The sequence below is a fragment of the Streptomyces sp. Mut1 genome, from assembly GCF_030719295.1.
GTDB lineage: Bacteria > Actinomycetota > Actinomycetes > Streptomycetales > Streptomycetaceae > Streptomyces > Streptomyces castrisilvae.
Genome location: NZ_CP120997.1, coordinates 4,481,812 through 4,507,692, shown reverse-complemented (window position 1 = coordinate 4,507,692; position 25,881 = coordinate 4,481,812). Strand labels below are relative to the sequence as shown.

At 73.0% G+C, this 25,881-nt stretch carries 22 protein-coding genes and 1 pseudogene; 11 read left to right on the top strand and 12 right to left on the bottom strand.

Annotated features, from left to right (window positions below; translation table 11 throughout):
- Positions 1 to 73: 73 nt before the first annotated feature.
- Genes tgmA through P8A18_RS19470 form a run of 3 tightly spaced genes read left to right on the top strand, consistent with a single transcriptional unit; the run spans position 74 to position 2,527 of the window.
- Positions 74 to 373, top strand: coding sequence for a putative ATP-grasp-modified RiPP (gene tgmA, locus P8A18_RS19480; protein ID WP_306056162.1), 300 nt, complete (start codon positions 74 to 76; stop codon positions 371 to 373).
- 4 nt (positions 374 to 377) lie between these two features.
- Positions 378 to 1,343: an ATP-grasp ribosomal peptide maturase gene (tgmB, locus tag P8A18_RS19475; RefSeq protein WP_306056161.1), complete on the top strand. Its 966-nt coding sequence runs from the start codon at positions 378 to 380 to the stop codon at positions 1,341 to 1,343.
- The gene (locus P8A18_RS19470; protein ID WP_306056159.1) at positions 1,340 to 2,527 is read left to right on the top strand and encodes a methyltransferase domain-containing protein; all 1,188 of its coding nucleotides are present in this window, start codon (positions 1,340 to 1,342) and stop codon (positions 2,525 to 2,527) included. The genes tgmB and P8A18_RS19470 overlap by 4 nt, the downstream gene beginning before the upstream one ends.
- Positions 2,528 to 2,568: 41 nt before the next feature.
- Here P8A18_RS19470 and lspA read toward each other — a convergent pair whose 3' ends face one another.
- The 7 genes from lspA to P8A18_RS19435 form a co-directional block, all read right to left on the bottom strand.
- A complete protein-coding gene (lspA, locus tag P8A18_RS19465; protein ID WP_306056158.1) occupies positions 2,569 to 3,129 on the bottom strand; it encodes a signal peptidase II in 561 nt (186 codons plus the stop codon).
- 147 nt (positions 3,130 to 3,276) lie between these two features.
- Entirely contained in the window at positions 3,277 to 4,866 is a 1,590-nt protein-coding gene (locus tag P8A18_RS19460) for a 4-coumarate--CoA ligase family protein (RefSeq protein ID WP_306056156.1), read from the bottom strand.
- A 73-nt stretch (positions 4,867 to 4,939) separates the two neighbouring features.
- A complete protein-coding gene (locus P8A18_RS19455; RefSeq protein ID WP_306056154.1) occupies positions 4,940 to 6,106 on the bottom strand; it encodes an acyl-CoA dehydrogenase family protein in 1,167 nt (388 codons plus the stop codon).
- On the bottom strand, positions 6,103 to 8,061 hold the full coding sequence (locus P8A18_RS19450; RefSeq protein WP_306056152.1) for an acetyl/propionyl/methylcrotonyl-CoA carboxylase subunit alpha: 1,959 nt from the start codon (positions 8,059 to 8,061) through the stop codon (positions 6,103 to 6,105). Before P8A18_RS19450 ends, P8A18_RS19455 begins: the two co-directional genes overlap by 4 nt.
- A gap of 8 nt (positions 8,062 to 8,069) precedes the next feature.
- Complete coding sequence (locus P8A18_RS19445; RefSeq protein ID WP_306056150.1) at positions 8,070 to 9,668, bottom strand: acyl-CoA carboxylase subunit beta; 1,599 nt, start codon at positions 9,666 to 9,668, stop codon at positions 8,070 to 8,072.
- Positions 9,665 to 11,347: an acyclic terpene utilization AtuA family protein gene (locus tag P8A18_RS19440; RefSeq protein ID WP_306061007.1), complete on the bottom strand. Its 1,683-nt coding sequence runs from the start codon at positions 11,345 to 11,347 to the stop codon at positions 9,665 to 9,667. The genes P8A18_RS19445 and P8A18_RS19440 overlap by 4 nt, the downstream gene beginning before the upstream one ends.
- 215 nt (positions 11,348 to 11,562) lie before the next feature.
- Positions 11,563 to 12,357 (bottom strand): TIGR03084 family metal-binding protein, encoded by a 795-nt coding sequence (locus P8A18_RS19435; protein ID WP_306056148.1) that lies wholly within the window; start codon positions 12,355 to 12,357, stop codon positions 11,563 to 11,565.
- Between the two features lie 261 nt (positions 12,358 to 12,618).
- Between P8A18_RS19435 and P8A18_RS19430 the strand changes: the two genes are divergently transcribed.
- Positions 12,619 to 13,341, top strand: coding sequence for a dienelactone hydrolase family protein (locus P8A18_RS19430; RefSeq protein ID WP_306056146.1), 723 nt, complete (start codon positions 12,619 to 12,621; stop codon positions 13,339 to 13,341).
- A 113-nt stretch (positions 13,342 to 13,454) separates the two neighbouring features.
- Here the strand turns inward: P8A18_RS19430 and P8A18_RS19425 are convergent.
- From P8A18_RS19425 to P8A18_RS19405, 5 genes and pseudogenes are all read right to left on the bottom strand, one after another.
- A pseudogene (locus P8A18_RS19425) lies at positions 13,455 to 13,652 on the bottom strand (hypothetical protein); the annotation flags it as partial.
- A gap of 147 nt (positions 13,653 to 13,799) precedes the next feature.
- Positions 13,800 to 14,318, bottom strand: coding sequence for a DinB family protein (locus P8A18_RS19420; protein WP_306056144.1), 519 nt, complete (start codon positions 14,316 to 14,318; stop codon positions 13,800 to 13,802).
- 189 nt (positions 14,319 to 14,507) lie between these two features.
- A complete protein-coding gene (locus P8A18_RS19415; RefSeq protein WP_306056143.1) occupies positions 14,508 to 15,461 on the bottom strand; it encodes an EamA family transporter in 954 nt (317 codons plus the stop codon).
- Between the two features lie 178 nt (positions 15,462 to 15,639).
- Positions 15,640 to 15,804: a hypothetical protein gene (locus P8A18_RS19410; protein ID WP_018553154.1), complete on the bottom strand. Its 165-nt coding sequence runs from the start codon at positions 15,802 to 15,804 to the stop codon at positions 15,640 to 15,642.
- Between the two features lie 71 nt (positions 15,805 to 15,875).
- Complete coding sequence (locus P8A18_RS19405; RefSeq protein ID WP_306056141.1) at positions 15,876 to 18,812, bottom strand: FAD-binding and (Fe-S)-binding domain-containing protein; 2,937 nt, start codon at positions 18,810 to 18,812, stop codon at positions 15,876 to 15,878.
- Between the two features lie 246 nt (positions 18,813 to 19,058).
- Here P8A18_RS19405 and P8A18_RS19400 point away from each other — a divergent pair, with 246 nt between their 5' ends.
- From P8A18_RS19400 to serC, 7 genes are all read left to right on the top strand, one after another.
- Entirely contained in the window at positions 19,059 to 20,579 is a 1,521-nt protein-coding gene (locus P8A18_RS19400) for a sensor histidine kinase (protein WP_306056139.1), read from the top strand.
- Positions 20,576 to 21,010, top strand: coding sequence for a roadblock/LC7 domain-containing protein (locus P8A18_RS19395; RefSeq protein ID WP_306056137.1), 435 nt, complete (start codon positions 20,576 to 20,578; stop codon positions 21,008 to 21,010). The genes P8A18_RS19400 and P8A18_RS19395 overlap by 4 nt, the downstream gene beginning before the upstream one ends.
- The gene (locus P8A18_RS19390; RefSeq protein WP_018553158.1) at positions 21,007 to 21,372 is read left to right on the top strand and encodes a DUF742 domain-containing protein; all 366 of its coding nucleotides are present in this window, start codon (positions 21,007 to 21,009) and stop codon (positions 21,370 to 21,372) included. The genes P8A18_RS19395 and P8A18_RS19390 overlap by 4 nt, the downstream gene beginning before the upstream one ends.
- Positions 21,353 to 22,018 carry a GTP-binding protein gene (locus P8A18_RS19385; protein WP_306056136.1) on the top strand — a complete coding sequence of 222 codons (666 nt, stop codon included), beginning with the start codon at positions 21,353 to 21,355 and terminating at the stop codon, positions 22,016 to 22,018. Before P8A18_RS19390 ends, P8A18_RS19385 begins: the two co-directional genes overlap by 20 nt.
- On the top strand, positions 22,015 to 23,253 hold the full coding sequence (locus P8A18_RS19380) for a cytochrome P450 (protein ID WP_306056134.1): 1,239 nt from the start codon (positions 22,015 to 22,017) through the stop codon (positions 23,251 to 23,253). The genes P8A18_RS19385 and P8A18_RS19380 overlap by 4 nt, the downstream gene beginning before the upstream one ends.
- Positions 23,250 to 24,500, top strand: a complete 1,251-nt coding sequence (locus P8A18_RS19375) for a cytochrome P450 family protein (RefSeq protein ID WP_306056133.1) — start codon at positions 23,250 to 23,252, stop codon at positions 24,498 to 24,500. Before P8A18_RS19380 ends, P8A18_RS19375 begins: the two co-directional genes overlap by 4 nt.
- A 105-nt stretch (positions 24,501 to 24,605) precedes the next feature.
- Positions 24,606 to 25,724, top strand: a complete 1,119-nt coding sequence (gene serC / locus P8A18_RS19370; RefSeq protein ID WP_306056132.1) for a phosphoserine transaminase — start codon at positions 24,606 to 24,608, stop codon at positions 25,722 to 25,724.
- The last annotated feature ends 157 nt before the right edge of the window (positions 25,725 to 25,881 follow it).

Sequence of the window (25,881 nt, the reverse complement as noted above, 5' to 3'; positions counted from 1 at the left end):
CAGCGAACGGATTGACCGCACCACCGGCGTTCGGCCGCACCGCGTGGCCGACCGAATAGAGGAGGCATACAGCATGACCACTGCCGTCATGGGGCCACGGGAAGCGTTCCCGCTGGCCGCCGAAAGGCTGAGCACCGTCCACAGGAGTGAGTCCCCGAGTGGGGTGTCCACCCGCCCGTGGGTCCTCCGGTTCGCCCGGACCCCCGACGCCACACAAGCCGTCGTCAAACCGCCTGCCGTCTACGACAACGACGCGCAGATGTCCGTGGGCCTCTACGACGGGCCACTCCCCTATATGCAGACCCACACACCCACCGTTCCGGACGGGAGCATCACCAATCCGCCGGCGCTCGACGAGGGCCCGAAGGACTGACGCCATGCCCGCCGTACTCGTGATCGCAGCGCGCGACGACTGGCCGACCGACCGCGTCGTCCGGGCCCTCACGGACGGTGGGGCGGAGGTGTTCCGCATGGACACCGCCGAGTTTCCGCAGGAACTCACCCTCGCCGGGCGCATCGACGCCCGGCGAGGGTGGACCGGCGGACTTGCCACCGCCCACCGCTCCGTCGGCCTCTCCGATATCTCCGGCGTCTACTACCGCGCCCCGACTCCATTCGTATTCCCCGCTTCCATGTCCGAGCCCGAGCGGCGGTTCGCGGCCGCCCAGGCACGCGCCGGTCTCGGCGGTGTCGTCACCGCACTCGACTGCCAGTGGGTCAACCACCCGGCCGCCATGTCCCGCGCCGAGTACAAGCCCCTCCAGCTCGCCACCGCGCGGGACTGCGGCCTGTCCGTCCCTCCCACGCTGATCACCAACAGCCCTGCGGCCGTCCTCGCCTTCTGCGGCGATGTCGGCGGGGACCTCATCTGCAAACCGGTGGCCACGCCCGTATTCATCGAGGGCGACCGGCTGAAGACCGTGTACACCCGCCGTGTCACCGAAGCCGATCTCGACGACCTGCGCGGCATCGACACCACGGCGCATCTGTTCCAGGCATGGGTGAACAAGGCGTACGAGGTGCGGCTCACCGTTGTGGGTGACCGGCTGTTCGCGGCCGAGGTTCATGCCGGGAGCGAAGATGCCCGTACGGACTGGCGCAGTGACTACGCCTCGCTCACCTACCGCCCCTGCACGACACCGGGCCGCGTGGCGAAGGGCGTGCGACGCTACATGGACGCGCTCGGGCTGCGGTTCGCCGCCCTGGACTTCGTCGTCGGTCCCGACGGGGCGTGGACATTCCTGGAGGCGAATCCGTGCGGCCAGTGGGACTGGATCGAACACGCCACCGGCCTGGACATCGCGCGGGCCATCGCCGACGAGTTGCGAGGAGTCCCCGGATGAGCGCGTCACCCCACGTCCCGGCCCGCCCCCACATGACCGCCCTCGCCGAGGCGCTCACGGCGGCCGGCGCGGTCCGGACGGACGAGTGGGCGGAGGTGTTCGCACGGGTGCCCCGGCACGTGTTCGTGCCGCGATGGTTCGAACAGGAGACGGATGCCCGGGGGATCACCGTGTGGCGTGAGCGCCGGGGCGGGTCCACCGAGGGCGATCTGGCCGCCGTGTACGGCGACCGGACGCTCGTGACCGCGCTCGATCCGGGCACCGCCGAGCGGGTGGACGAGAGCGCGTGGACGGGTATCCCGACCTCGTCCAGCACCCAGCCCGGTCTGATGGCCGGAATGCTGGAGGACCTGGACGTCCGGGACGGCCATCGTGTCCTCGAAATCGGCACGGGCACCGGGTACAACGCCGCTCTGCTGAGCGCCCGGCTCGGGGACGGCCGGGTGCACTCCGTGGACATCGACGCCGCGCTCGTCCGGGACGCGCGGCTCCGGCTGTCCGCCGCCGGGTTCGCGCCACGGCTCGCGACCGGCGACGGAATGCGGGGACACCCGGCCGGGGGCACGTTCGACCGGATCATCGCGACCTGTTCCGTACCCTCCGTACCGGACGCCTGGATCGAACAGAGCGGGCCGGGCACGGTCCTGGTGACCGACCTCGCCCTCGGCGTCGAAGGGGGAGTCGTCCGGCTGGTGGTCGACGAACGGGGCCGCGCGGCCGGGCACTTCACGACGAACGCCGGACGCTTCATGGCGGCACGGACCGAGGCCACGTCGTACCCGCCGGCTCGACGCCCCCGGCGGGCCGCCGAAACGGGCACCCGGCCGTCATCGGTCACCGCCGCCGACGTACGCGCCCACTACCCCTTCCGTCTGCTGCTCGGCTTCTGCCTGCCCGAGGCGGAACTCGTCTACCACGTCGACGATGCCGGAACCATGGCCCTCCAGATCCAGGGACCCGACGGCTCCTGGGCTCGCGCGCCCCTCACGGGCGACGCCAACAGCCGGGTCGCCCACGGCGGCGAACCCGCACTCTGGGACCGCATCGAGGAGGCCTGGCGCTGGTGGAACGAAGCCGGCCGCCCCTCCCACGACCGGTTCGGCTACGTCCGCGAGGCGGACGGAAGCGCGTACGCGCGGTACATCCCCGACGGCGCCCGCTGGGACCTGCCGGTACCCGGGTGACCCGGCCGCGCGTGCCCAACACGGCACTGCGACCGTCCGCCCTACGCCGCCGCCTCCCCCTCCGCGCCCTCCGCCTCGTCGGAACGGGCCACGGGGCCCGTCGTCGGTGAGCCTCGGAAGGACAGCAGGAGGGCCAGGGCGCAGCCGCAGGTGATGGCCCAGTCGGCGAGGTTCATCACGCTGAAGCCCCGGACGGAGATGAAGTCGACCACCGCGCCCTGGAGGCCGCCGGGGGTGCGGAAGAGGCGGTCGGTCAGGTTGCCGAGGGCGCCGCCCAGGAGCAGGCCGAGGGCGATGGCCCAGGGGGTGCTCGCCAGGCGGCGTGAGTAGCGGACCACGACGACGGCGACGGCCGTGGCGATCAGGGTGAAGACGATCGTCGTCGCCTCACCCATGCCGAAGGCGGCGCCGGGGTTGCGCTGCACCCGCAGGACCAGCCAGTCCCCGAGCACGGATACGGTCGTACGGCCTTCGAGCCTCGCGACCACCGCCAGCTTGCTCCCCAGGTCGACGGCGTACGCGAGGGCCGCGATCGCCCACAGCAGGTACGCGCGCCTGCGCGTGGGCGACGACGCGTCCGTCACCGTGTCGCTCGTCGTCACGTCCGGTCTCCTCGCACTCCTGGCCCTCGTCGCGCCACGCACAGCTCTTTCCCGTGAGGAGGGTATCCGGGCGACCGCACCGGGCCCGCCCGCCGGCCGCCCGCTCACCGACCTCCCGTCACCGGCCTCCCGCCCACCGGCCGCCCGTCACCGCCCGTCCGCCCGTTCCCGCAGTTCCCGTGGTTCGCGTAGTTCCCTGCGGAGGATCTTTCCCGAGACCGCGCGCGGGACCGTCTCGATGAACTCGACCTCCCGCACCTTCTTGTACGGGGCCACCCGTTCCGCCACCCAGGCCATCAGGGCGTCCGCCGTCAGGTCCGCTCCCGGGGTGCGGACCACGTAGGCCTTCGGGATCTCGTTGCCGTCGGGGTCGGGGACTCCGATCACCGCCGCGTCGGCGACCGACGCGTGGCCGAGGAGCAGCGCTTCCAGTTCGGCGGGGGCGACCTGGTAGCCCTTGTACTTGATGAGTTCCTTGACGCGGTCCACGACGAACAGCCAGCCGTTCGCGTCGACCCGGCCGACGTCGCCGGTGTGGACCCAGCCGTCCGGGTCGATCATGGCGGCGGTGGCGTCGGGGCGGCCCAGGTAGCCCTTCATGGTCTGGGGGCCGCGGATCAGGATCTCGCCGTCGGTGCCGATGCCCAGGTCCTCGCCGGGGGTGTCCAGGGACGTGATGCGCAGTTCGGTGTTGGGGAGCAGTTTTCCGACGGTTCCGGGCGGGGCGTCCCGGGCGTCGATGGGTACGACGTTGGCGCCGGGGGACAGCTCCGTCATCCCGTACGCCTGGAGCACGGCCGGTACGCCCACGCGGGCGGCGCACGCGGCGGCCAGGTCTGCGTCGAGGGGGGCGGCGGCGCTGACGATGTACTCGACGCCGGACAGGTCGTAGGCGTCGACGGCCGGGTGTTTGGCGAGGGCCAGGACGATCGGCGGGGCCACGTACAGGCCGGTGACGCGGTACTCCTGGATCACGCCGAGGAACTGGTCGAGGTCGAAGCGCGGCAGCACGACGACCGTGGCGCCGCTGCGCAGCGGGACGTTCAGCAGGGCGGTGAGGCCGTAGATGTGGAAGAAGGGGAGTACGGCCAGGATGATCTGGCCGGGCTCCATGGGGATGAAGGGGCGCAGCTGCTCCAGGTTGCTGCCGATGGAGCGGTGGGTGAGCATGACGCCCTTGGGGGTGCCGGTGGTCCCGGAGGAGTACGGGAGTACGGCGACGTCGTCGGCGTCGAACGCGATCTCCGGTTCCGGGGCGGTGGAGCCGAGCATGTCGAGGACGGAGGTGTGGCCCTCCGCCCGGTCGCAGACGTAGATCTCCTGGACACCGCCCGCCAGTTCGGCCGCCCGGCGGGCCACGTCGAGGAACAGCGAGACGGTCACGATCCAGCGGGCGCCGCTGTCCTCGATCTGTTTGGCGAACTCCTCGGCCGTGGCCAGCGGGTGCACGGTGGTGACCGCCGCTCCGGCCCGCGTCGCCCCGTAGAAGACGGCCGGGTAGGCGATCGTGTTGGGGCTGTGGAGGGCGAGGACGTCGCCCTTGCGCAGGCCGGCCTCGGCCAGGTGGGCGGCGATGCGGCGGTGGAACGTGTCCAGCTGGGCGTAGGTCACGCTCATGCCGTTGGTGCCGTCGATCAGGGCGACGGTGTCCCCGTGGGCCGCGGCCCCGCCGAGGACCACGTCGTGGATGGGCGCTTCCAGGACCGGAACGTCTGCGTACTCGCTGTGGAACACCATGGTCGTTCCCTTCGAGGGCGGGACGAAGGACTGCGGCCGGTGGCCGCCGCCCGTACGTACGACTGTGCTGCGCTCAGTACGACTTCGGCAGCCCCAGCGTCTGGTGGGAGATGTAGTTCAGGATCATTTCCCTGCTGACCGGTGCGATCCTGGCCACCCGGGCGCCCGTGATCAGGGACGCGAGGCCGTACTCGCGGGTGAGGCCGTTGCCGCCGAGCGTGTGCACCGCCTGGTCCACCGCCTTCACGCACGCCTCACCGGCCGCGTACTTCGCCATGTTCGCCGCCTCGCCCGCGCCGAAGTCGTCGCCCGCATCGTAGAGCCGGGCGGCCTTCTGCATCATCAGGCGGGCCAGTTCGATTTCGATGTGGGCCTGGGCCAGCGGGTGGGCGATGGCCTGGTGGGCGCCGATCGGCTCCTTCCACACCTGGCGGGTCTTCGCGTAGTCGACGGCCCGGCCGAGCGCGTAACGACCCATGCCGATCGCGAAGGCGGCGGTCATGATGCGTTCGGGGTTGAGGCCGGCGAAGAGCTGGAGCAGGCCCGCGTCCTCATCGCCTACCAGGGCTTCGGCCGGCAGCCGTACGTCGTCCAGGACGAGTTCGAACTGCTTCTCCGGCGCCTGGACCTCCATGTCGATCTGCGACCGCTGGAAGCCGGGTGTCTCGCGGGGGACGATGAACAGGCAGGCCTTGAGCTTGCCGGTCCTGGCGTCCTCGGTGCGGCCGACGATGAGCGTGGCGTCCGCGATGTCGACGCCGGAGACGAAGACCTTGCGGCCGGTGAGCAGCCAGTCCTCGCCGTCGCGGCGGGCGGTGGTGGTGATGCGGTGCGAGTTGGAGCCGGCGTCGGGCTCGGTGATGCCGAAGGCCATGGTGCGGGAGCCGTCGGCGAGGCCGGGCAGCCACTGCCGCTTCTGCTCCTCGGTGCCGAAGCGGGCTATCACCGTGCCGCAGATCGCGGGCGAGACGATCATCATGAGGAGGGGCGAGCCGGAAGCCCCCAACTCCTCCAGAACGATGGAGAGTTCGGCCATGCCCGCGCCCCCGCCCCCGTACTCCTCCGGGAGGTTCACGCCGAGGAAGCCGGCTTTCGCCGCCTCCGCCCACAGCTCGCGCGGGTGGGCGCCCTCGGTGACGAGGGAGGTCATGTAGGCGCGGCCGTACCGCTTTCCGAGGGCGGCGACGGCGGCGCGCAGGGCCTGGTGCTCTTCGGTTTCGAGGACGGTGCTCGTGCTCATGCGTGCTCCTCAGCAGAGTCTGCGGATTCCGTGACGACGGCGAGCAGGGCGCCCACCTCCACCTGGAGGCCGGGCGCGGCGTGCAGGGCGGTGAGGGTGCCGGAGGCGGGGGCGAGGACGCGGTGCTCCATCTTCATCGCCTCCAGCCAGATCAGCGGCTGCCCCGCCTCGACGGTGGCCCCGGCGGCCAGGCCGTCGGCGAGGCGGACGACGGTGCCGGGCATGGGGGCGAGCAGGGAGCCGGGTTCGGTGCGGCCGGCGGGGTCGGTGAAGCGGGGCAGGGCGGTGAAGGTGTACGCGCCGGAGGGGCTGTCCACGTACGCCCGGCCGTCGCGTACGGCCACGTGGAAGACGCGGGTCACGCCGTCGATGTCGAGGGTGGCGCGGATCCGGTCTGCGGAGACCACGCGGACGCCCTCCGTGCCGACGGTCAGGCCGTCGCGGGTGGGGCGGTAGGTGATCTCGTACTCGCGGCCGTCCGGTTCACTGCGGTAGCGCCGGAGCTGGGGCTGCGAGGGGAGGTTGCGCCAGGCGCCGAAGCGCATGAACCCCCCGGCGTCGAGCGTGGCGTTGCGGGCCGCCTCGACTACGGCGGCGGCGGTCGCGGCCTGCCGTACGGACGTCTCGTCGGGCGCGGGGGTCAGGGCGGCCAGGTGGCGGTCGTAGAAGCCGGTGTCCAGGCGGGCCGCCAGGAAGTCCGGGTGGCGCAGGGAGTGGACGAGCAGCTCCCGGTTGGTGACCGGGCCGTGGATACGGGCGCGCTCCAGGGCGCGGGCGAGGAGCCGTACGGCCTTGTTGCGGGAGGGGGCGTGGGCGATGACCTTGGCGAGCATCGGGTCGTAGTGCACGCCGATGGTGTCGCCGCCCGTGTAGCCGGTGTCCAGCCGCAGTCCGGGTTCCTCCGGTACGTCGAACGAGAGCAGTGCTCCGGTCTGCGGCTGCCAGTCCCGCGCCGGGTCCTCCGCGTAGAGCCGGGCCTCGACGGCGTGCCCGCTCGGCTCCGGCGGCGCGGCGGCGGGCAGCGGCTCGCCCTCCGCGATCCGGAGTTGCAGGGCGACCAGGTCGAGCCCGAACACGGCTTCCGTGACGGGGTGTTCGACCTGGAGGCGGGTGTTCATCTCCAGGAAGTACGGGCGTCCGTCGGCGGCGACCAGGAATTCGACGGTGCCGGCGCCCCGGTAGCCGACCGCGCGGGCGGCGGCCACGGCGGCCTCGTGCAGCCGTTCCCGCAGCTCGTCGGAGAGGCCGGGCGCGGGGGCCTCCTCGATGACCTTCTGGTGCCGGCGCTGGAGCGAGCAGTCCCGGGTGCCGAGCGCCCAGACCCCGTCGTGCCCGTCGGCCATGACCTGGACCTCGACGTGCCGGCCGCGCTCCACGTACGGCTCGGCGAAGACCTCCCCGTCCCCGAACGCGGACAGCGCCTCGGCCCCGGCGGCGGTCAACTCCCCCGGCAGCTCGCTCAGTTCCCGTACGATCCGCATTCCGCGCCCGCCACCGCCCGCCGCCGCCTTCAGCAGCAGCGGCAGGTCGTCGGCGGTGGCGGCGGCCGGGTCCACGGGGGCGAGGAGCGGCACCCCGGCGGCGTCCATCAGCTCCTTGGCGCGGGTCTTGGACGCCATCAGCTCGATGGCCCTGGCCGGCGGCCCGACCCACACGAGCCCGGCGTCCCGCACGGCGGCGGCGAAGCCCGCGTTCTCGGAGAGGAAGCCGTACCCGGGGTGCACGGCGTCCGCCCCGGCGGCGAGCGCGGCGGCCACGACGAGATCGCCGCGCAGGTACGTGTCGGCGGGGGCCGCGCCCGGCAGCCGTACGGCGGTGTCGGCCTCCCGGACGTGCAGGGCGCCGGCGTCGGCGTCCGAGTACACGGCGACGGTGGCGATGCCGAGCGCCCGGCAGGTGCGGAAGATCCGGCAGGCGATCTCGCCCCGGTTGGCGACGAGCAGGCTGGTGATCACTTCACTCCTCACATCCGGAAGACGCCGAAGCCGCCGCGGGCGCCCTCGACCGGTGCGGTGTGGACGGCGGACAGGCACATCCCGAGGACGGTCCTGGTGTCGCGCGGGTCGATGACCCCGTCGTCGTACAGCCGCCCGGACAGGAACATCGGCAGGGACTCGGACTCGATCTGCTGCTCGACCATGGCGCGCAGTCCGGCGTCGGCCTCGTCGTCGTAAGGACGCCCCTTCGCGGCGGCCGAGGCGCGGGCGACGATGGAGAGCACCCCGGCCAGTTGCTGCGGTCCCATGACGGCGGACTTGCTGCTGGGCCAGGCGAAGAGGAAGCGCGGGTCGTAGGCGCGGCCGCACATGCCGTAGTGCCCGGCGCCGTAGGAGGCGCCCATCAGGACCGACAGGTGCGGGACCTTGGAGTTGGAGACGGCGTTGATCATCATCGCGCCGTGTTTGATGATGCCGCCCTGCTCGTACTCCTTGCCGACCATGTAGCCGGTGGTGTTGTGCAGGAAGAGGAGGGGGATGTCGCGCTGGTTGGCGAGCTGGATGAACTGGGCGGCCTTCTGCGACTCCTCGCTGAACAGCACGCCCTGCGCGTTGGCGAGGATGCCGACCGGGTAGCCGTGCAGCCGCGCCCAGCCGGTGACCAGGCTCGTCCCGTACAGCGGTTTGAACGCGTCGAAGTCCGAGCCGTCGACCAGCCGGGCGATGACCTCGCGCGGGTCGAACGGCACCTTCAGGTCCCCGGGCACGATGCCGATCAGCTCGTCCTCGTCGTACTTCGGCGGTTCGGCCGGGCCCGGATCGCTGTGCGCCTTGCGCCAGTTGAGGCGGGCGACGATGCGGCGGGCCTGGCGCAGGGCGTCCTGCTCGTCCACGGCGAAGTGGTCGGCGAGCCCGGAGGTACGGGCGTGCATCGCTGCGCCGCCGAGCGATTCGTCGTCGCTCTCCTCACCGGTCGCCATCTTCACCAGGGGCGGGCCGCCCAGGAAGACCTTGGACCGCTCCTCGATCATGACGGTGTGGTCGGACATGCCGGGGACGTACGCCCCGCCGGCGGTGGAGTTGCCGAAGACCACGGCCACGGTCGGGATGCCGGCGGCGGAGAGCCGGGTGAGGTCGCGGAAGAGCGCGCCGCCGGGGATGAAGATCTCCTTCTGGGACGGCAGATCGGCGCCGCCCGACTCGACCAGGCTGATGACGGGGAGCCGGTTGGCGAAGGCGATCTCGTTGGCGCGCAGCGCCTTCTTCAGCGTCCACGGGTTGGACGCGCCACCGCGTACGGTCGGGTCGTTGGCGGTGATCAGGCACTCCACGCCCTCCACCACCCCGATCCCGGTGACGAGCGAGGCGCCCACCGCGTACTCGCTGCCCCAGGCGGCGAGCGGCGACAGTTCGAGGAACGGGGTGTCCCGGTCGACCAGCAGCTCGACGCGCTCGCGGGCCAGCAGCTTGCCGCGCGAACGGTGCCGCTCGACGTACTTCGCGCCGCCGCCCTCCAGCGCCTTGGCGTGCGCGGCGTCCAGTTCGGCGAGCTTGTCGAGCATGGCGGCCCGGTTGGCCGCGTATTCGGGGCTCGCGGTGTCGAGCCCGGTGGGCAGGACGGTCATACGTGGTCCTCCGGCTCCAGCAGGGTCACGGGTATGTCCAGGTGGCGGGCGCGCAGCCACTCCCCCACGGCCTTGGCCTGCGGGTCGAAGCGGTGCTGGGCGGCGACGCCTTCGCCGAGCAGCCCGTGGACGGTGAAGTTCAGGGCGCGCAGGTTCGGCAGGACGTGGCGTACGACGGTGAGTCCGGCGGTCTCCGGGAGGAGAACGCGCAGTCGCTCGACGGTCAGTTCGTGGGCCAGCCAGCGCCACGCCTCGTCGTCCCGGGCCCACACCCCGACGTTGGCGTCCCCGCCCTTGTCCCCGCTGCGGGCCCCGGCGACCCGGCCGAGCGGCGCGCGGCGGGTCGGTCCCGGCTCCAACGGCGGGGGCAGCGGCGGCTGTTCGACGTCCGTCAGGGCCTGCGTGCGTACGGGGTGCGCGATGGTCCGGCGCGTCCCGTCGGACAGTACGGCGACATGCTCGACCTCCCCCGCCGGTACGTACCCGGCCTCGAACACGCCGTAGGGTGCTCCCTTGCCGGGCGGGGCGGTGACATGGAAGCCGGGGTAGCTGCCGAGGGCGAGTTCGATCGCGGCGCCGGACAGCGCGCGCCCGACGGGGTCCGGCTCCCGGTCGCGGACGACGAGCCGGAGCAGGGCGCTGGCGGTCTCCTCGGTGTCGGCGTCGGGACTGTCCGTACGGGCCAGCTCCCAGCGCACCTCGTCGGGTGGCCGTCCGGCGCGCGCGAAGGCGTCCGCGAACTGGTCCCGCACAAGCCGCGCCTTGGCCTCGATGTCGAGCCCGGTGAGCACGAAGACGACCTCGTTGCGCCAGCCCCCGAGCCGGGTGAGCCCGGCCTTGAGGGTGGGCGGGGGCGCCTCGCCGCGCACGCCGGAGATCCTGACCCGGTCCGGCCCGTCGGACGACAGCCGTACGGTGTCGAGCCGGGCGGTGACGTCGGGGCCCGCGTACCTGGCTCCCTGGGTCTCGTACAGGAGTTGGGCGGTGACGGTGCCGAGGTCGACCACGCCGCCCGTGCCGTCGTGCTTGGTGATGACGGACGTGCCGTCGGCGTGGATCTCGGCGACGGGGAAGCCGGGGCGGCGGATGTCGTGGGCGCGGAAGAAGGAGTAGTTGCCGCCCGTGGCCTGTGTCCCGCACTCCAGGACGTGCCCGGCGACGACGGCCCCGGCGAGCGCGTCGTGGTCCTCCGGGCCCCAGCCGAAGTGGGCGGCGGCGGGCCCGGTGACGAGGGCGGCGTCGGTGACCCGGCCGGTGACGACGACATCGGCCCCGGCCCGCAGGCAGGCGGCGATGCCGGCGCCGCCGAGGTAGGCGTTGGCGGTGAGGAACCCCTCCGGTACGGGCAGGCCGTCGCCCTCGACATGGGCGACGCACACGGGCACGCCGACCTTCGCGGCCAGCTCGCGCACGGCGTCGGCCAGCCCGGCCGGGTTGAGCCCGCCCGCGTTGGCGACGATCCGCACGCCCCGCTCGTGGGCGAGCCCGAGCCCCTCCTCCAACTGCCGCAGGAACGTGGTGGCGTAGCCGCGCGAGGGGTCCTTGAGGCGGCCGCGGCCGAGGATGAGCATGGTCAGCTCGGCGAGGTAGTCACCGGTCAGGACGTCCAGAGGGCCACCGGTCAGCATCTCGCGCACCGCGTCGAAGCGGTCGCCGTAGAACCCGGAGGCGTTGCCTATACGGAGGGGCGGGGGCGACGGGGGCGCTGGGGACGCAGACGCTGGGGACTCGGGCGCCGGGGACCCGGGCGCCGGGGGCGGGGGCGCGGACGACGGGGACTCGGACGCTGGGGACCCGGCCGACGGGGTCCCGGGCGCCGGGGGCGGGGGCGCGGACGACGGGGACTCGGACGCTGGGGACCCGGCCGACGGGGTCCCGGGCGCCGGGGGCGGGGTCATCGGTGGGCCTTCGGCGGGCGGCCCGGACCGGCGGGGCCGGCGAAGGCCTGGGCGACGGAGAGCCAGGTGTCGGCGTCGGCCCCCTCCGCCCGGACGGCGAGGTCGTCGCGGTGGGCGCGCTGCGTGACAAGCAGGCAGAAGTCGTGCAGCGGCCCGGTGACGCGCTGGGCGCCACCCTCGGGACCGTACGCGATCAACTCGCCGTCCGGCGCCGTCAGCTCCACCCGGAACTCCTCGCCGGGCGGCTGCATCCCCCGGACGAGGAAGGCGTAGTCGCGGGCCCGGACCCCGATGCGCGCGACGTGCCGCAGCCGGGCGGTAGGGGCGCGGGTGGCCCCGAGGGCGTCGGCGACGTCCTGGCCGTGCGCCCAGGTCTCCATGAGCCGCCCGGTCGCGACGGACGCGACGCTCATCGGCGGCCCGTACCAGGGGAACTTCGCCCCGGCGGGCGCCGCCCGCAGCGCCTCCTGCAACCGCTCGCGCCCCTCGCGCCAGCGGGTGAGCAGCGCGTCCGGGGCGTACGCGGCGACGATCTCCCCGGCGGCCACATCGACGAAGCCCGCGGGGTCCTTCATCGCCTTCGCCACCTCGTCGCCGAACCGCCCGGGGTCGGTGACGGAGATCAGCGCGACGTCGTCGGTCCAGCTCAGGTGGGCGATCTGGTGGGCGACGCTCCACCCCTCGGCGGGGGTCGCCCCCGCCCACTGTCTCGCGCTCGCCCCGGCGACGAGCAGATCGAGCTCCCGGCTCTCGCTGCGCAGATCGTCGAGCACGGCTGAGGCATCGGACACGGTGCGCTCCCCTCGGGGCGTGGCGGTGTGCCCGGGAGCCTGCCAGCGGAACGGAAAACAATCAAGCATGCTTGCATGATTTTTATTGCCGTGCCCGGGTCCGCCCGCCCCTGTTAGCCTGCCGGAGGCCGTGCGAAGGACCGAGGAGGTGGTACCCGTGAACGTTGTATCGACATGGGTGCTCCCCTCAGGGGTCACGGTCGGGCGATAGGTCGTCGTCCGGGAGCGCCGTTCCACGCGCTTTCCCCGAAAGGCACGACCATGCGTTTCACCTCCGAGCAACGCCTCGACAACGGCGTCCTCGTACGCGAATTCACCCTCGGCGAGATCCCCGGCACCCTGTGGACGCCCGCGTCCGCCGAACCGGCCCCGCTGATCCTGATGGCCCACAACGGCGGCCTGCACCGGCGGGAATCCCGGCTGGTGGGCAGGGCCCGGCAGGCCGCATCCCGCGGTTACGCGGTGGCCGCGATCGACGCCCCCGGACACGGGGACCGGCCGCGTTCCGCCGACGACGACGCGGCCCGCGCCGAATTCCGCCGGGCGATGCGGGCGGGCGAACCGGCCGACGAACTCTTCGAGGCCTTCGTCGGCCCGCTGGTCGGCAAGACGGTCCCGGAATGGCGGACCACCCTGGACGCCCTCCTCGAACTGCCCGGCATCGGCGGCTCCGTCGGCTACTCGGGCTGGACCGCCGTCGGCGTCCGCCTCGCGGCCACCGATCCCCGCGTCCGGGCGGCCGTCTTCTTCGCCGGCGGCTACGTGCCCCGCGCCCAGCACGAGGAGGCCCGCCGGGTCACCGTCCCCCTGTTGCTCCTGCTCCAGTGGGACGACGAGGGCAACCCGCGCGAACGCGCCCTGGACCTGTTCGACGCCTTCGGCAGCGAGGAGAAGACCCTACACGCCAACGTGGGCGGGCACGCGGGCACCCCGTGGTTCGAGGTGGACGACGGCGAACGGTTCTTCGCACGCCACCTGAGCTAGGACGGGCGCCGACCCGGCAGCGGACGGTTGGCCGCTGCCGGGCCGGCCCGGGGCCTGTCGTCGGATTCCCGTCGTTCGCCCGGAGGGCGGGATTGTGTCGGCAGGCCCCAGCGGGCGTTCCGCTCCGCGGCGGCGTGCCACCAGCCGGGCGGGGACGGGCCGGTGACCCGGGATGTGGGCTGGCCGGGATGGAGTCCGAGCCGCCGCAGCTCGTCGGCGTGCACCCGGATGTCGAACCAGCCGTGCCAGTGGCCGTCGGGACCGATTCCGCAGGCCAGGTTCAACCGGATCTCCTCCGGGTCGAACGGCATCCAGTCGATGCCCCGGTCACGCAGTCAAGCGCGGACGGCCGCCGACGGGCTCGGGCGGCCCGGCAGGTTCTCGTAGGCGGCGACGGTGATCCACTCTGTGCTCGGTGTGTCCATGGCCCCATGGTGCCGGGCCGGGCCGCCCGCGGGCTACTGCCCCTTCGACGCCGCCTCGGCCATCTTCGCCGTCGTGTTCGCGCCGTCCAGCGCCTCGCGGATGATGTCGGCGTGGCCGCTGTGGTGGGCGATCTCGCGGAAGACGTGCCACAGGACGCGGCGGACGCTCCAGACGATCGGGTCCGGGGGCGACCAGGGGTACGTGGGGAGCGTGATCTCGCGGTCGAGGTCGGCCTCGTCGCGTACCGCGCCGTCGAACGCGGCGGACGCCGCGTGGAAGGCGTCCAGCAGCTCCGGCAACGTATCGGAGTCGGTCATCCGGTTACCGTCCGGGTCGAGGTCGCTCCACTCGACCTTGGCGGGGGCCGTGCCGTCGATGACGGACAGCCACATGCGCTGCATGAAGCCGAGGTGCTTGACGAGGCCGCCGAGCGTCAGCTCGCTCACCGTCGTACGGGCGCGTGCCTGTTCGTCGTCGATCTCGGCGACGGTGAAGAGGAAGTTGGCGCGCTGGTCGGTCACGAGCGCGAGCAGGTCGTCACGTTCCGTCATGGGGTCCTCTCGATCGGATCTTATGATCACCTTAGGAGCGGAGGCCCGGCTTCGGCAGTTGATCCACGAAGTACGCGGCACTTTCGGCGTCCGCCGGGCAGTACGGCTCGTTCGCGGCCTCGCCCCGACAGCCCCTGATGGAGTGCGCCGGGCCGGGGATCGGCGGCGACGGCGAACGGCCCGCCCCCGTCACCGCTTTCCGGCGCCCCGCACCTGCCCGCGCACCGCGCCCATGCTCGCGCCGATGACCAGGGCAATGGCGAGGGCGTCCGTCGTGGAGAGGGCCTGGTCGAGGAGGAGAAAGCCGGCCAGGGCCGCGATGGCGGGTTCCAGGCTCATCAGGATGGCGAAGGTGGGCGCGGGCAGGCGGCGCAGGGCGATGAGTTCGAGGGTGTACGGGAGGACGGAGCTCAGCAGCGCGACGGCGGCGCCGAGCCCCAGCGTGCTCGGGACGAGGAGCCTGGAGCCCGCGTCCATGATGCCGAGCGGCAGCGAGAGGAGGGCCGCCACCACCATCGCCAGGGCCAGCCCGTCGGCCTGCGGGAAGCGGCGGCCGGTGCGGGCGCTGAAGACGATGTACGCCGCCCACATCACCCCCGCCGCGAGGGCGAAGGCGGCGCCCACCGGGTCGAGCCGGTCGAAGCCCCCGCCGCTGAGCAGGACGACCCCGGCCAGGGCGAGGGCCGCCCAGACGACGTTGACCAGGCGGCGCGAGGCGATCACCGACAGGGCGAGCGGGCCGAGCACCTCCAGGGTGACGGCGGCGCCGAGCGGGATGCGGTCGGCGGCCTGGTAGAACAGCGTGTTCATGCCGCCCATCGCGAGGCCGAAGGCCAGCACCGTGCCCCAGTCGGCGCGCGAGTGGCCGCGCAGCCGGGGCCGGCAGACGACGAGCAGCACCAGCGCCGCGGCGGCCAGCCGCAGCGTGACGACGCCGAGCGCACCGGTCCTGGGCATGAGCAGCACGGCGATGGCGGCGCCGAACTGGACGGAGAGACCGCCCGCGACCACCAGCGCGACCGGAGCGAGCGCGGCCCGTCGCCCGCCGGTCCCGTCCGGGCCGCCGAGCCCGGGGGCCGCGACCGCCTCCGGCACGGCTACGGCGGCTGCGGCCGGCTCTGCGGCGGTGCTCTGGTCGTTCACCCGGGGCCTGTCCTTCTTGGTTCCATGAACATCACGAGTGCAGCATGATGCACCACCCGATACACGGTACTGCACTCATCGGATGCGGCCCGTCCGTCCACGGTAAGGACTCGCGCCGGGCTTACGAAATGAAATGCCGCCGGGGTCGGCCCCGGCGGCATCGAATGTCCATGGCGCTCTACGAGTTGCAGGCCGGCAGGAACTCAAGACCCTCCGGCACCCCGTACTCGAAGACGGCGGTGTACGCCTCCACGGCGTCGCACCCCTTGTCCATCCACTGCACCGCGACCAGGCTCCAGATCACAAAGGCGATGACGCACGCCCACCCCACCAGTTTTGACATGTTCGCGAATATCCCCGCGCATTCGGCGGAGTAGTCCCCTCCGGCCCCGGGCGTGGCCGGGGCCGTCCGGGTCAGTCCGTGAGCCCTTCCGCCAGCACCTCCGCCAGGTGCCGGCCGCGTACCCCGCCCAGCTGGGAGAGCTGGGTGCGGCAGGAGAAGCCGTCGGCCAGGACGCGGGTGCCGGGGGCCGCGTCCCGGACCGCCGGGAGGAGCTGGTCCTCGGCGCAGGCCACCGAGACGTCCCAGTGGCCCCGCTCGAAGCCGAAGTTTCCGGCCAGGCCGCAGCAGCCGCCCTTGAGGTCGCCGGTCAGGCCCGCCCGCTCGCGCAGCCTGCGGTCCGCCTCGTCGCCCAGGACCGCGTGCTGGTGGCAGTGGGTCTGGCCGGTGACCGGCGCGTCCAGGCGCGGGGGCGTCCAGTCGGGGACGTACGCCTCCAGGTACTGGGCCAGGGTGTGGACGGAGGCGGCGAGGCGGGCGGCGCGCGGGTCGTCCGGGAGGAGTTCGGGCAGGTCGGTGCGCAGGGTCGCGGCGCAGCTCGGTTCGAGGACGACCACGGGGTGGTCGAAGCCGTCCCCCAGCCGGTCCAGGGTGCGGCGCATCACCGCACGGGCCTGGTCGAGCTGGCCGGTCGAGACGTAGGTGAGGCCGCAGCAGAGCCCCTTCCCGGGCAGCAGGGCCGTACCTCCCGCCGCCTCCAGGACCCGGACCGCCGCCCGGCCCACCTCGGGCGCGAGGTGCTCGGTGAAGGTGTCGGGCCAGAGAAGGGCGACCCGGTCGCCGGGGACGGGCCGCGCGCCCTCGCCGGGAAGGGGCCGCGTGCCCCCGCCGGGGAGGCCCCGCGCGCCCTCGCCCCGGCGTCGCCGGCCACCGCCCCCGAGGACCCGCGCCCCCTCGCCCCGGTCCCGCAGCAGCAGCCACCGCGTGAACGTCTCCCGCGCCAGCACCGGAATCCCGCGTTCGGGTGCGATGCCCGCCAGCCGCTTGGCGAGGGCGGCGAGCGGGCGGATGCGGGCGAGGGCGTTCAGCGGGCCCGCGAAGGGGGCGGCGAGGCGCAGCCACTGCGGCAGCCGGCCCATCGCGTAGTGGGAGGCGGGGCGGAGCCGGTGGCGGTAGTGGTGGTGCAGGAACTCCGCCTTGTACGTGGCCATGTCCACGCCCACCGGGCAGTCGCTGCGGCAGCCCTTGCAGGACAGGCACAGGTCGAGCGCGTCCCGTACCTCCGTGGAGCGCCAGCCGTCGGTGATCACGCCGCCCGCGGCCCCGGCCAGCATCTCGTGCAGCAGCCGGGCCCGGCCGCGTGTGGAGTGGGCCTCCTCGCCGGTCGCCCGGAAGGAGGGGCACATCACGGACGGGCCCGCGGCCCGCTCCGTACGGCACTTGGCGACGCCGACGCAGCGGCGGACGGCGGCCGAGAAGTCGCCGCCGTCGTGCGGGTAGCCGAAGGCCACGTCGACGGGCCGGCGGGACAGGACGTCGAAGCGGAGGTTGTCGTCCAGACGGGCCGGGCGGGCGAGGATGCCCGGGTTCATGCCGCCGTCGGGGTCCCAGAGGTCCTTGAACCGGGCGAAGAGCGCGACGAGTTCGTCCCCGTACATCTTCGGGAGCAGTTCGGCGCGGGCCTGGCCGTCGCCGTGTTCGCCGGAGAGCGAGCCGCCGTGCGCGACGACGAGTGCGGCGAGGTCCTCGGAGAAGCGGCGGAAGCGGGCCACGCCCTCGGGGCTCAGCAGGTCGAAGTCGATCCGGACGTGGATGCAGCCGTCGCCGAAGTGCCCGTACGGGGTGCCGCGCAGGCCGTGCTCGGCGAGCAGCGCCCGGAAGTCGCGGAGGTAGCCGCCGAGCCGGGCGGGCGGCACCGCGCAGTCCTCCCAGCCGGGCCACGCCTCGCTGCCGCCCGGCATCCGGGTCGCCGTGCCGGCCGCGTCCTCCCGGATGCGCCACAGCGCCCGCTGCCCGGCCGGGTCGGTGACGACGGCGGTGTCCACGGCGTCGGCGGACGCGGCCCGTACGAGGCGTTCGGCGTGCGCCCGCGCCTCGGCGGGGGTCGCGCCGCCCGTCTCGGCGAACAGCCAGGCACCGCCGCGCGGCAGCCCGGCCGGTTCGCGTACGAGGTCGGCGGCCATGCCCTCCACGGTCAGCGGGTGGTACGGGAGGAGGCCGGGGGCGGCCTCGGCGGCGGCGGACTCGTCGGCGTATCCGAGGACGGCGAGGGCGCGGGCCGCGGGCGCCTCGACCAGCCGCAGGGTCGCCTCCGTGACGACACCGAGCGTGCCCTCGCTGCCGCAGAACGCGCGAACGGGGTCGGGACCGTTCTCGGGGAGCAGGGCGTCCAGCGCGTAGCCGGAGATGCGGCGCGGGAGGTCGGGGAAGCCGGTGCGCAGGAGGGCGAGGTGGTCCGCGACCAGCTCGCGGACGCCGGGCGGGCCGGGCGCGCCGCGCTCCAGGCGCAGGGTGTCGCCGCCGTAGCGGGCGACGGTCAGGGCGTGGACGTTGTCTGCGGTGGTGCCCCAGGCGACCGAGTGGGAGCCGCAGGAGTTGTTGCCGATCATGCCGCCGAGGGTGCAGCGGCTGTGCGTGGAAGGGTCCGGGCCGAAGGTGAGGCCGTGCGGGGCGGCGGCGGCCCGCAGGTCGTCCAGGACGACGCCCGGCTGGACGACGGCGGTACGGGACGCGGGGTCCAGCTCGACGACGGACCGCAGATGGCGGGTGAGGTCGAGGACGACGCCGGTGCCGGTGGCCTGGCCGGCGATGGACGTACCGCCGCCGCGCGCCACGACGGGTACCCCGTGCGCGCGGCAGACGGCGAGCGCGGCGGCGGTGTCGGCGGCGTCGCGCGGGGCCACGACGCCGAGCGGCACCCGCCGGTAGTTGGACGCGTCCATCGTCGTGAGCGCCCTCGCGGTGGCGTCGAACGCGACCTCGCCGCGTACGGCCGCCCGCAGGTCGCGGGCCAGCGCGGCGGGCGCGGTGGTGGTGGGCGTGCTGCCGTGCGGTGCATTGCCGGATGCCATTCGACCAGAATGCCGCCACAGCTCCACGGTCACCGGAACGACGTCGGTCAGTCGGAAATCGGTAGGGATGCGAACGGAAAGAGAACAGAGAACACCACAAGTTCTTCCCAAACAGATCGTCAATTCTCATATAGTGACCGAGACTTATCCAGGAATTCGCTGCTCCAGTTGTCCCGATTCACCCCGAGTGCCACCGACCCGCCCGAACCGCCCCGTCCGCCACCGTCCGCCCCCAAGGACTCCGCTTTGAGCCCCTCAATCCGGCCGACCTCACTGGCCCTTCTGGTCACGGTGGCCCTCACCGGACCGCTGTGCGCGTGGGCGATCGTCGCCGCTCCCGAATCGGCCAGGACCGCGGTGGCCTGGGGCGCCTGTGCCGCCGCCGTACTGCTCGCCGCCGCCGTCGCGACCGCCGTCCACGCCCGCGCCACGATCCGCCGGCTCCGCGAGGCGCACGCCGCCGAGAGCGGGCGCTTCACCGCGGAGGTCTCCCGCCTGGTCTCGGCCTCCGCCGCCGAGGCCCAGCGGTTCACCGCCGAGAACGCCCGCGTCAAGGCCTCCGCCGCCGCCGAGACGGCCCGGATCACCGCCGACGCCGAGGCCGCGACGGCCCGCCTCACCTCCGAGACCAAGGCCACCACCGCCCGCCTCACCACCGAGAACGCCGAGCTCAAGACGGCCGCCGCGCGCAGCAGGACCGAGCGCTCCGCGGCCCTCTCCTCCTGCGCCAACGCGGCCGGACGCATGCAGGCCCTGGCCACGGGCATGCTCGCCGACCTGCGCGAGATGGAGCACCGGCACACCTCCGAGGACGTGCTGACCGACCTGCTGCACCTGGACCACCGCACCGCCCAGGCCGGCCGCCTCGCCGACTCCATCGCCGTACTGACCGGGGCGCGTTCCGGGCGGCGCTGGGCCAGGCCGATCGTCATGGAGTCCGTCCTGCGCGGCGCCATGGGCCGGATCAGCGGCTACCAGCGCGTCCGGCTCCACTCCACCAGCGACGTCGCCGTCGCCGGCCACGCCGCCGAGGGCGTCATGCACGCCCTGGCCGAACTCCTCGACAACGCGGCGAACTTCTCGCCGCCCACCGCCGAGGTCCATGTGTACGTGGAGGAGGTCCCGGCCGGGATCGTGGTGACCGTCGAGGACAGCGGCCTCGTCATGAGCGACGTGCAACTGCGCCGGGCCGAGCGCGCGGTCTCCGCCGACGACACCGACCTCACCGCCCTGACCGGCACCCGCCTCGGCCTCGCCGTCGTGGGCCGGCTGGCCCGCAAGCACGGCCTCACGGTCTCCTTCCGGCCCTCGGCACGCGGCGGTACGGGCGCCCTGATGATGCTCCCGCAGGAGATCATCACCCGCACCCCGGCCCGCACCGGACCGGCGCCGGCCCAGGCCGCCGCGGCAGCCGAGCCGGAGCCCGTCCACACCTCCGGCGCCGAACCGGCCGCCCCCGGCGACCGGCACAGCGCGCCCGTCGCACCGCCCGCCGACGAGCCCATGCGCTCCGACTCGGCGTCCGACACCACCGGCAACCTCCCCAGGTTCGGGGAGAGCGGCCTGCCCAAGCGCTCGCGCGGGCGCACCCTGGCGGCCGCCGAGGCCCGCGCACGGTCGACCTCCGGCGCCGAGAACACGGAGACCGGTGCGGACGGCTCCGTACCCCGGCCCACATCGGACCCCGGGGCCCAGGCGGCCCGCTTCAGCAGCTTCCGCAAGGCCGTACGGCCCAACTCCCCAGACCCGGAAGGCAACACCCGATGACCGCGACCACCGACGAGAAGCTCAGCTGGCTGCTGGAGGGGCTCCTGGAGCGCACCCCCGGCACCCGTCACGCCCTCGTGCTGTCCAGGGACGGCCTCAAGCTGTGCCGCACCCCCGAGCTCTCCGTCGACCAGGCGGACCAGCTGGCCGCGATCTCCGCCGGCATCCAGAGCCTGTCGCACGGCGCCTCCGTGGAGTTCGGCAGCGGTGGCGGCGGCGTACGGTCGGCGATGACCGAGTTCTACGGCGGCATCCTGTTCATCGTGGAGGCCGGCGCCGGCGCCCATCTCGCGGTCGTCGCCGCCGAGAGCGCCGACGTGGGCCTCGTCGGGCACAACATGAGCGAGCTCGTCGAGCAGCTCGGCGAGCACCTGGTGGCCCCGCCGCGCGAACCCGCCGAGGCCGCCTCCGCCCCGGGCACGGCCGTATGACGCGCCGCCCCCGGCCCGGCAGGGACGACGGCCCGGACCGGCTCTACACCCTCACCGGTGGCCGTACCCGGTCCGACTCCGCCGCCTTCGACCTGGTCACCCTGGTGGTCGCCGAGTGCGAGCCGGCCCCCGGCATGCAGTCGGAGCACGCCGCGATCCTGCGGATGTGCGAACGGCCCACCGCCGTGGTCGAGGTCTCCGCGACCCTGGACCTGCCCGTCAGCATCGTGCGCATCCTGCTGTGCGACCTGCTCGACACCGGCCGGATCAGCGCCCGCCACCCGCGTACCGCACGCGTATCGGACCGGCTTCCCGCCCCCGACATCCTGGAACAGGTGCTCGTTGGACTCCGCAACCTCTGACCGCGCCGCCCTGCAGGCGACGGCCGACAACGGACTGAAGATAGTCGTGGTCGGCGGCTTCGGGGTCGGCAAGACCACCATGGTCCGATCCGTGAGCGAGATCCGTCCGCTCAACACGGAGGAGACGATGACCCGCGCCGGCGAGGCGGTCGACCACCTCGACGGCGTGGGCTCCAAGACGTCCACCACGGTCGCCTTCGACTTCGGGCGGATCAGCCTGGACGAACGCTCGGTGCTGTACCTGTTCGGCGCACCCGGCCAGGAGCGCTTCTGGTTCCTGTGGGACCGGCTGTTCTCCGGCACCCTGGGCGCCGTCGTCCTGGTCGACACCCGGCGGCTGGCCGACTCCTGGTACGCCATCGACCGGCTGGAGCACCACGGCACGCCGTTCATCATCGCCTGCAACGACTTCGGCGGTCCGCTCCACACCGAGCAGCAGATCCGGGAGGCGCTCGACCTCTCCCAGGACGTGCCACTCGTGGAGTGCGACGCACGCGACCGGTCCTCCAGCAAGTACGTGCTGATCACCCTGGTCGAGCACCTGCACCGGATGTCCGCCGCACGCGCCGGGGACGCCACCGGGCCCACCGCGCCCGACGCCGACCCGGCCCTGACGGCCGCCCTGACCTCGGAGCCCACCCCGTGACCCAGTGCCCCCACGCGGCGGCCGGTGCCGTACCGCTGTCCGGCCCCCGGTTCCAGGCCGAACCGGCCCAGCTGTACCGGGAGATCCGGCGCGAACACGGCCCGGTCGCCCCGATCGTGCTGCCCGGCGACATCCCCGCCTGGCTCGTGCTCGGCTACCGCGAACTGCACCAGGTCACCGGGGACCCGGTCCTGTTCACCCGCGACTCGCAGCTGTGGAACCAGTGGGACGCGATCCCCGAGGACTGGCCGCTGATGCCGATGATCAGCCGGACCCAGCCCTCGATCCTCTACACGGTCGGCGAACGCCACAGCCGGCGCGCCGGGATGATCGGCGAGGCGCTGGAGGCCGCGAACCCGTTCGAGCTGAAGAAGAGCACCGAGGCGTTCGCCGACGAGCTGATCGACGCGTTCTGCTCGGCCGGTACGACGGACCTGATCGCCCAGTACGCGATGCTGCTTCCCGTACGGGTGCTGGCGAAGCTCTACGGGTTCTCCGACGACAAGGGCCCCGCCCTCGTCACCGCGATGAACGACATGATCAACGGCGGGGCGAGCGCGCTGGCCGGCCAGAAACACATCGCCACGTCCATGTACCAGCTGCTGGCCGAGCGGCAGGCCGAGCCCGGCGACGACGTCGCGACCCGGATGCTCGCCAACACCGGCGGCTTCACCCAGGAGGACGTCGCCCGGGACCTGATGGTCATGATGGCCGCCGGGCACCAGCCGACCTCCGACTGGATCGGCAACTCGCTGCGCCTCATGCTCACCGACGACCGCTTCGCCGCCTCCCTCTCCGGCGGCCGGCACAGCGTCGCCGAGGCCATGAACGAAGTGCTGTGGGAGGACACCCCCTCACAGAACATCGCCGGGCGCTGGGCGGCCCGCGACGCACGCCTCGGCGGCCGCCACATCAAGGCGGGCGACCTGCTCGTCCTCAGCCTGGCCGGGGCCAACGCCGACCCCCAGGTCCGTACCGACGGGTCCACGCTGACCGGCGGCAACAACGCCTTCTTCTCCTTCAGCCACGGCGAGCACCGCTGCCCGTTCCCGGCGCAGGAGATCGCCGAGGTCATCGCCCGTACGGCCATCGAGGTCATCCTCGACCGGCTGCCCGACGTCGACCTCGCCGTCCCCGCCGAACAGCTGACCCGGCGCCCCTCCCCCTGGCTGCGTGGCCTGACGGACCTCCCCGTGAGCTTCACGCCCACCCCGGCTCTTGGAGACCCCAGATGACCGCCACCACCACCGATCCGGCCGGCACCGGCAGCGACCCCGACCGCATCGTCCTCGACCCGTTCGTCGCCGACCTCGCGGGCGAAAGCGCGCGGCTGTACGCGGCGGGCCCGCTCGCCCGCGTCGAACTGCCGGGCGGCGTACCCGTCTACAGCGTCACCCACTACGCCGAGGCGAAGGCGCTGCTCACCGACAGCCGCCTGGTCAAGGACATCAACGTGTGGGGCGCCTGGCAGCGCGGCGAGATCCCGCTCGACTGGCCGCTGATCGGCCTGGTCAACCCGGGCCGCACCATGCTCACCGCCGACGGCGCCGAACACCGCAGGCTGCGCGGCCTGGTCGCGCAGGCGCTCACCGTGCGTCGCGTGGAGCGGCTGCGCGCCGGCATCGAGGCGCGTACGAACGAGCTGCTGGACCGCCTGGAGCAGCACGCGGCGGGCGAAACGGTCGACCTGAAGGCGGAGTTCGCCTACCCGCTGCCGATGAACGTCATCAGCGAGCTGATGGGCATCGACTCCGCCGATCTGCCCCGGATGAAGGAACTCTTCGACAAGTTCTTCTCCAACATGACGCCCCGCTCCGAGGTGCCGCAGATGATGGCGGACATCCACACGCTGTTCTCGCGCATCCTGGACGAGAAGAAGGAGTCCCCTGCCGACGACCTGACCGGCGCGCTGCTGGTGGCGTCCGAGGACGGGGACCACCTCACCGACGACGAGATCCTCAACACCCTGAAGCTGATCATCGCGGCGGGCCACGAGACGACGATCAGCCTCATCGTGAACGCGGTCGTGGCGCTCCAGAGCCACCCCGAGCAGCGGCGCGCGGTGCTGGCCGGCGAGGTGAGCTGGGACGGAGTGATCGAGGAGACGCTGCGCTGGTCCGCGCCGACCTCGCACATCCTGATCCGGTTCGCCACGGAGGACATCGAGGTGGGCGACCGGGTGCTGCCCAAGGGCGAGGGGATCATGATCTCCTTCGCGGCCATCGCGCACGACGAGGGGCAGTGGGGCGGGACGGCGACCGAGTTCGACGTCACCCGCTCCCCCAACCGCCACATCTCCTTCGGCCACGGCCCGCACGTCTGCCCGGGGGCCGCGCTGTCCCGCCTGGAGGCGTCCGTCGCCCTGCCCGCGCTGTACGCCCGCTTCCCGGACCTGGCGCTGGCCGTTCCGGCGGGCGAGCTGCGCAACAAGCCGATCGTCACGCAGAACGACCTGTACGAACTCCCGGTCACGCTGCGCTGACGGCTGCCCGTACGGATGTTCCTCCTACGACCACGAGTCGGGAACCCTGTCTCATCCGACGGACAGGGTGCGTAGCCGCCGCACGGAAGGGCTACGCTCCGACTCGTGGCCGACATCCAGATTCCCGCTGACATCAAGCCCGCCGACGGACGCTTCGGCGCCGGTCCCTCCAAGGTGCGGACGGAGGCGCTCGACGCGCTGGCCGCCACCGGAACGTCTCTGCTCGGTACGTCCCACCGCCAGGCCCCGGTGAAGAACCTGGTCGGCGCGGTGCGCGACGGTGTGCGCGAACTCTTCTCCCTCCCCGAGGGCTACGAGGTGATCCTCGGCAACGGCGGCTCCACCGCCTTCTGGGACATCGCGACGCACGGTCTGATCGAGTCGAAGTCCCAGCACCTCAACTTCGGCGAGTTCTCCTCCAAGTTCGCGAAGGCCGCCAAGCTCGCCCCGTGGCTGGCCGACCCGACCGTCATCGCCTCCGACCCGGGCACCCACCCGGACCCGCGGGCCGAGGAGGGCGTCGACGTCTACGCCTTCACGCACAACGAGACCTCGACCGGTGTCGCGGCCCCGGTCAAGCGCGTGGCGGGCGCCGACGAGGGCTCCCTCGTCCTGGTGGACGCCACCTCCGGCGCCGGCGGCCTGCCCGTCGACATCGCCGAGACCGACGTCTACTACTTCGCCCCGCAGAAGTCCTTCGCCTCCGACGGCGGCCTGTGGATCGGCGTCTTCTCCCCGGCGGCCCTGGAGCGCGCGGCCCGTATCCACGCCTCGGACCGGCACATCCCGGAGTTCTTCTCGCTGCCCACGGCGATCGACAACTCCCTGAAGAACCAGACGTACAACACCCCGGCGCTCGCCACGCTCTTCCTGCTGGACGAGCAGCTGAAGTGGATGAACACCCAGGGCGGCCTGGCCTTCACGACCGGCCGCACGGCCGCCTCCGCCGGCCACCTGTACGGCTGGGCCGACGACTCCAAGTACGCGACCCCGTTCGTCACCGACCCGGCGAAGCGCTCGCAGGTCATCGGCACGATCGACTTCGCGGACGAGATCGACGCCTCGGCCGTCGCCAAGGTCCTGCGCGCCAACGGCATCGTGGACACCGAGCCGTACCGCAAGCTGGGCCGCAACCAGCTGCGCGTCGCGATGTTCCCGGCGATCGACCCGTCCGACGTCCAGGCCCTGACGGCCTGCGTCGACTACGTGATCGAGAAGCTGTAGGGCGTACGCCTCGAAACGGCCCTGCGCACCGCGAGGTGCGCGGGGCCGTTTCTGCTTCACCCGGCGACTTCACTCCACCGAGTGGCATATGCCGGAAACACGGTCCGTAGCCGTTCCGCCCTACGATGATGGTCTCGACACCAGCCCATTCCAGGAG

Bases quoted from the DNA above. Each gene is read 5' to 3' on its own strand.
- tgmA (WP_306056162.1), top strand. From the start codon at position 74: ATGACCACTGCCGTCATGGGGCCACGGGAAGCGTTCCCGCTGGCCGCC.
- tgmB (WP_306056161.1), top strand. From the start codon at position 378: ATGCCCGCCGTACTCGTGATCGCAGCGCGCGACGACTGGCCGACCGAC.
- P8A18_RS19470 (WP_306056159.1), top strand. From the start codon at position 1,340: ATGAGCGCGTCACCCCACGTCCCGGCCCGCCCCCACATGACCGCCCTC.
- P8A18_RS19460 (WP_306056156.1), bottom strand. From the start codon at position 4,866: ATGGTGTTCCACAGCGAGTACGCAGACGTTCCGGTCCTGGAAGCGCCC.
- P8A18_RS19455 (WP_306056154.1), bottom strand. From the start codon at position 6,106: ATGAGCACGAGCACCGTCCTCGAAACCGAAGAGCACCAGGCCCTGCGC.
- P8A18_RS19445 (WP_306056150.1), bottom strand. From the start codon at position 9,668: ATGACCGTCCTGCCCACCGGGCTCGACACCGCGAGCCCCGAATACGCG.
- P8A18_RS19430 (WP_306056146.1), top strand. From the start codon at position 12,619: ATGCGTTTCACCTCCGAGCAACGCCTCGACAACGGCGTCCTCGTACGC.
- P8A18_RS19420 (WP_306056144.1), bottom strand. From the start codon at position 14,318: ATGACGGAACGTGACGACCTGCTCGCGCTCGTGACCGACCAGCGCGCC.
- P8A18_RS19410 (WP_018553154.1), bottom strand. From the start codon at position 15,804: ATGTCAAAACTGGTGGGGTGGGCGTGCGTCATCGCCTTTGTGATCTGG.
- P8A18_RS19405 (WP_306056141.1), bottom strand. From the start codon at position 18,812: ATGGCATCCGGCAATGCACCGCACGGCAGCACGCCCACCACCACCGCG.
- P8A18_RS19395 (WP_306056137.1), top strand. From the start codon at position 20,576: ATGACCGCGACCACCGACGAGAAGCTCAGCTGGCTGCTGGAGGGGCTC.
- P8A18_RS19390 (WP_018553158.1), top strand. From the start codon at position 21,007: ATGACGCGCCGCCCCCGGCCCGGCAGGGACGACGGCCCGGACCGGCTC.
- P8A18_RS19375 (WP_306056133.1), top strand. From the start codon at position 23,250: ATGACCGCCACCACCACCGATCCGGCCGGCACCGGCAGCGACCCCGAC.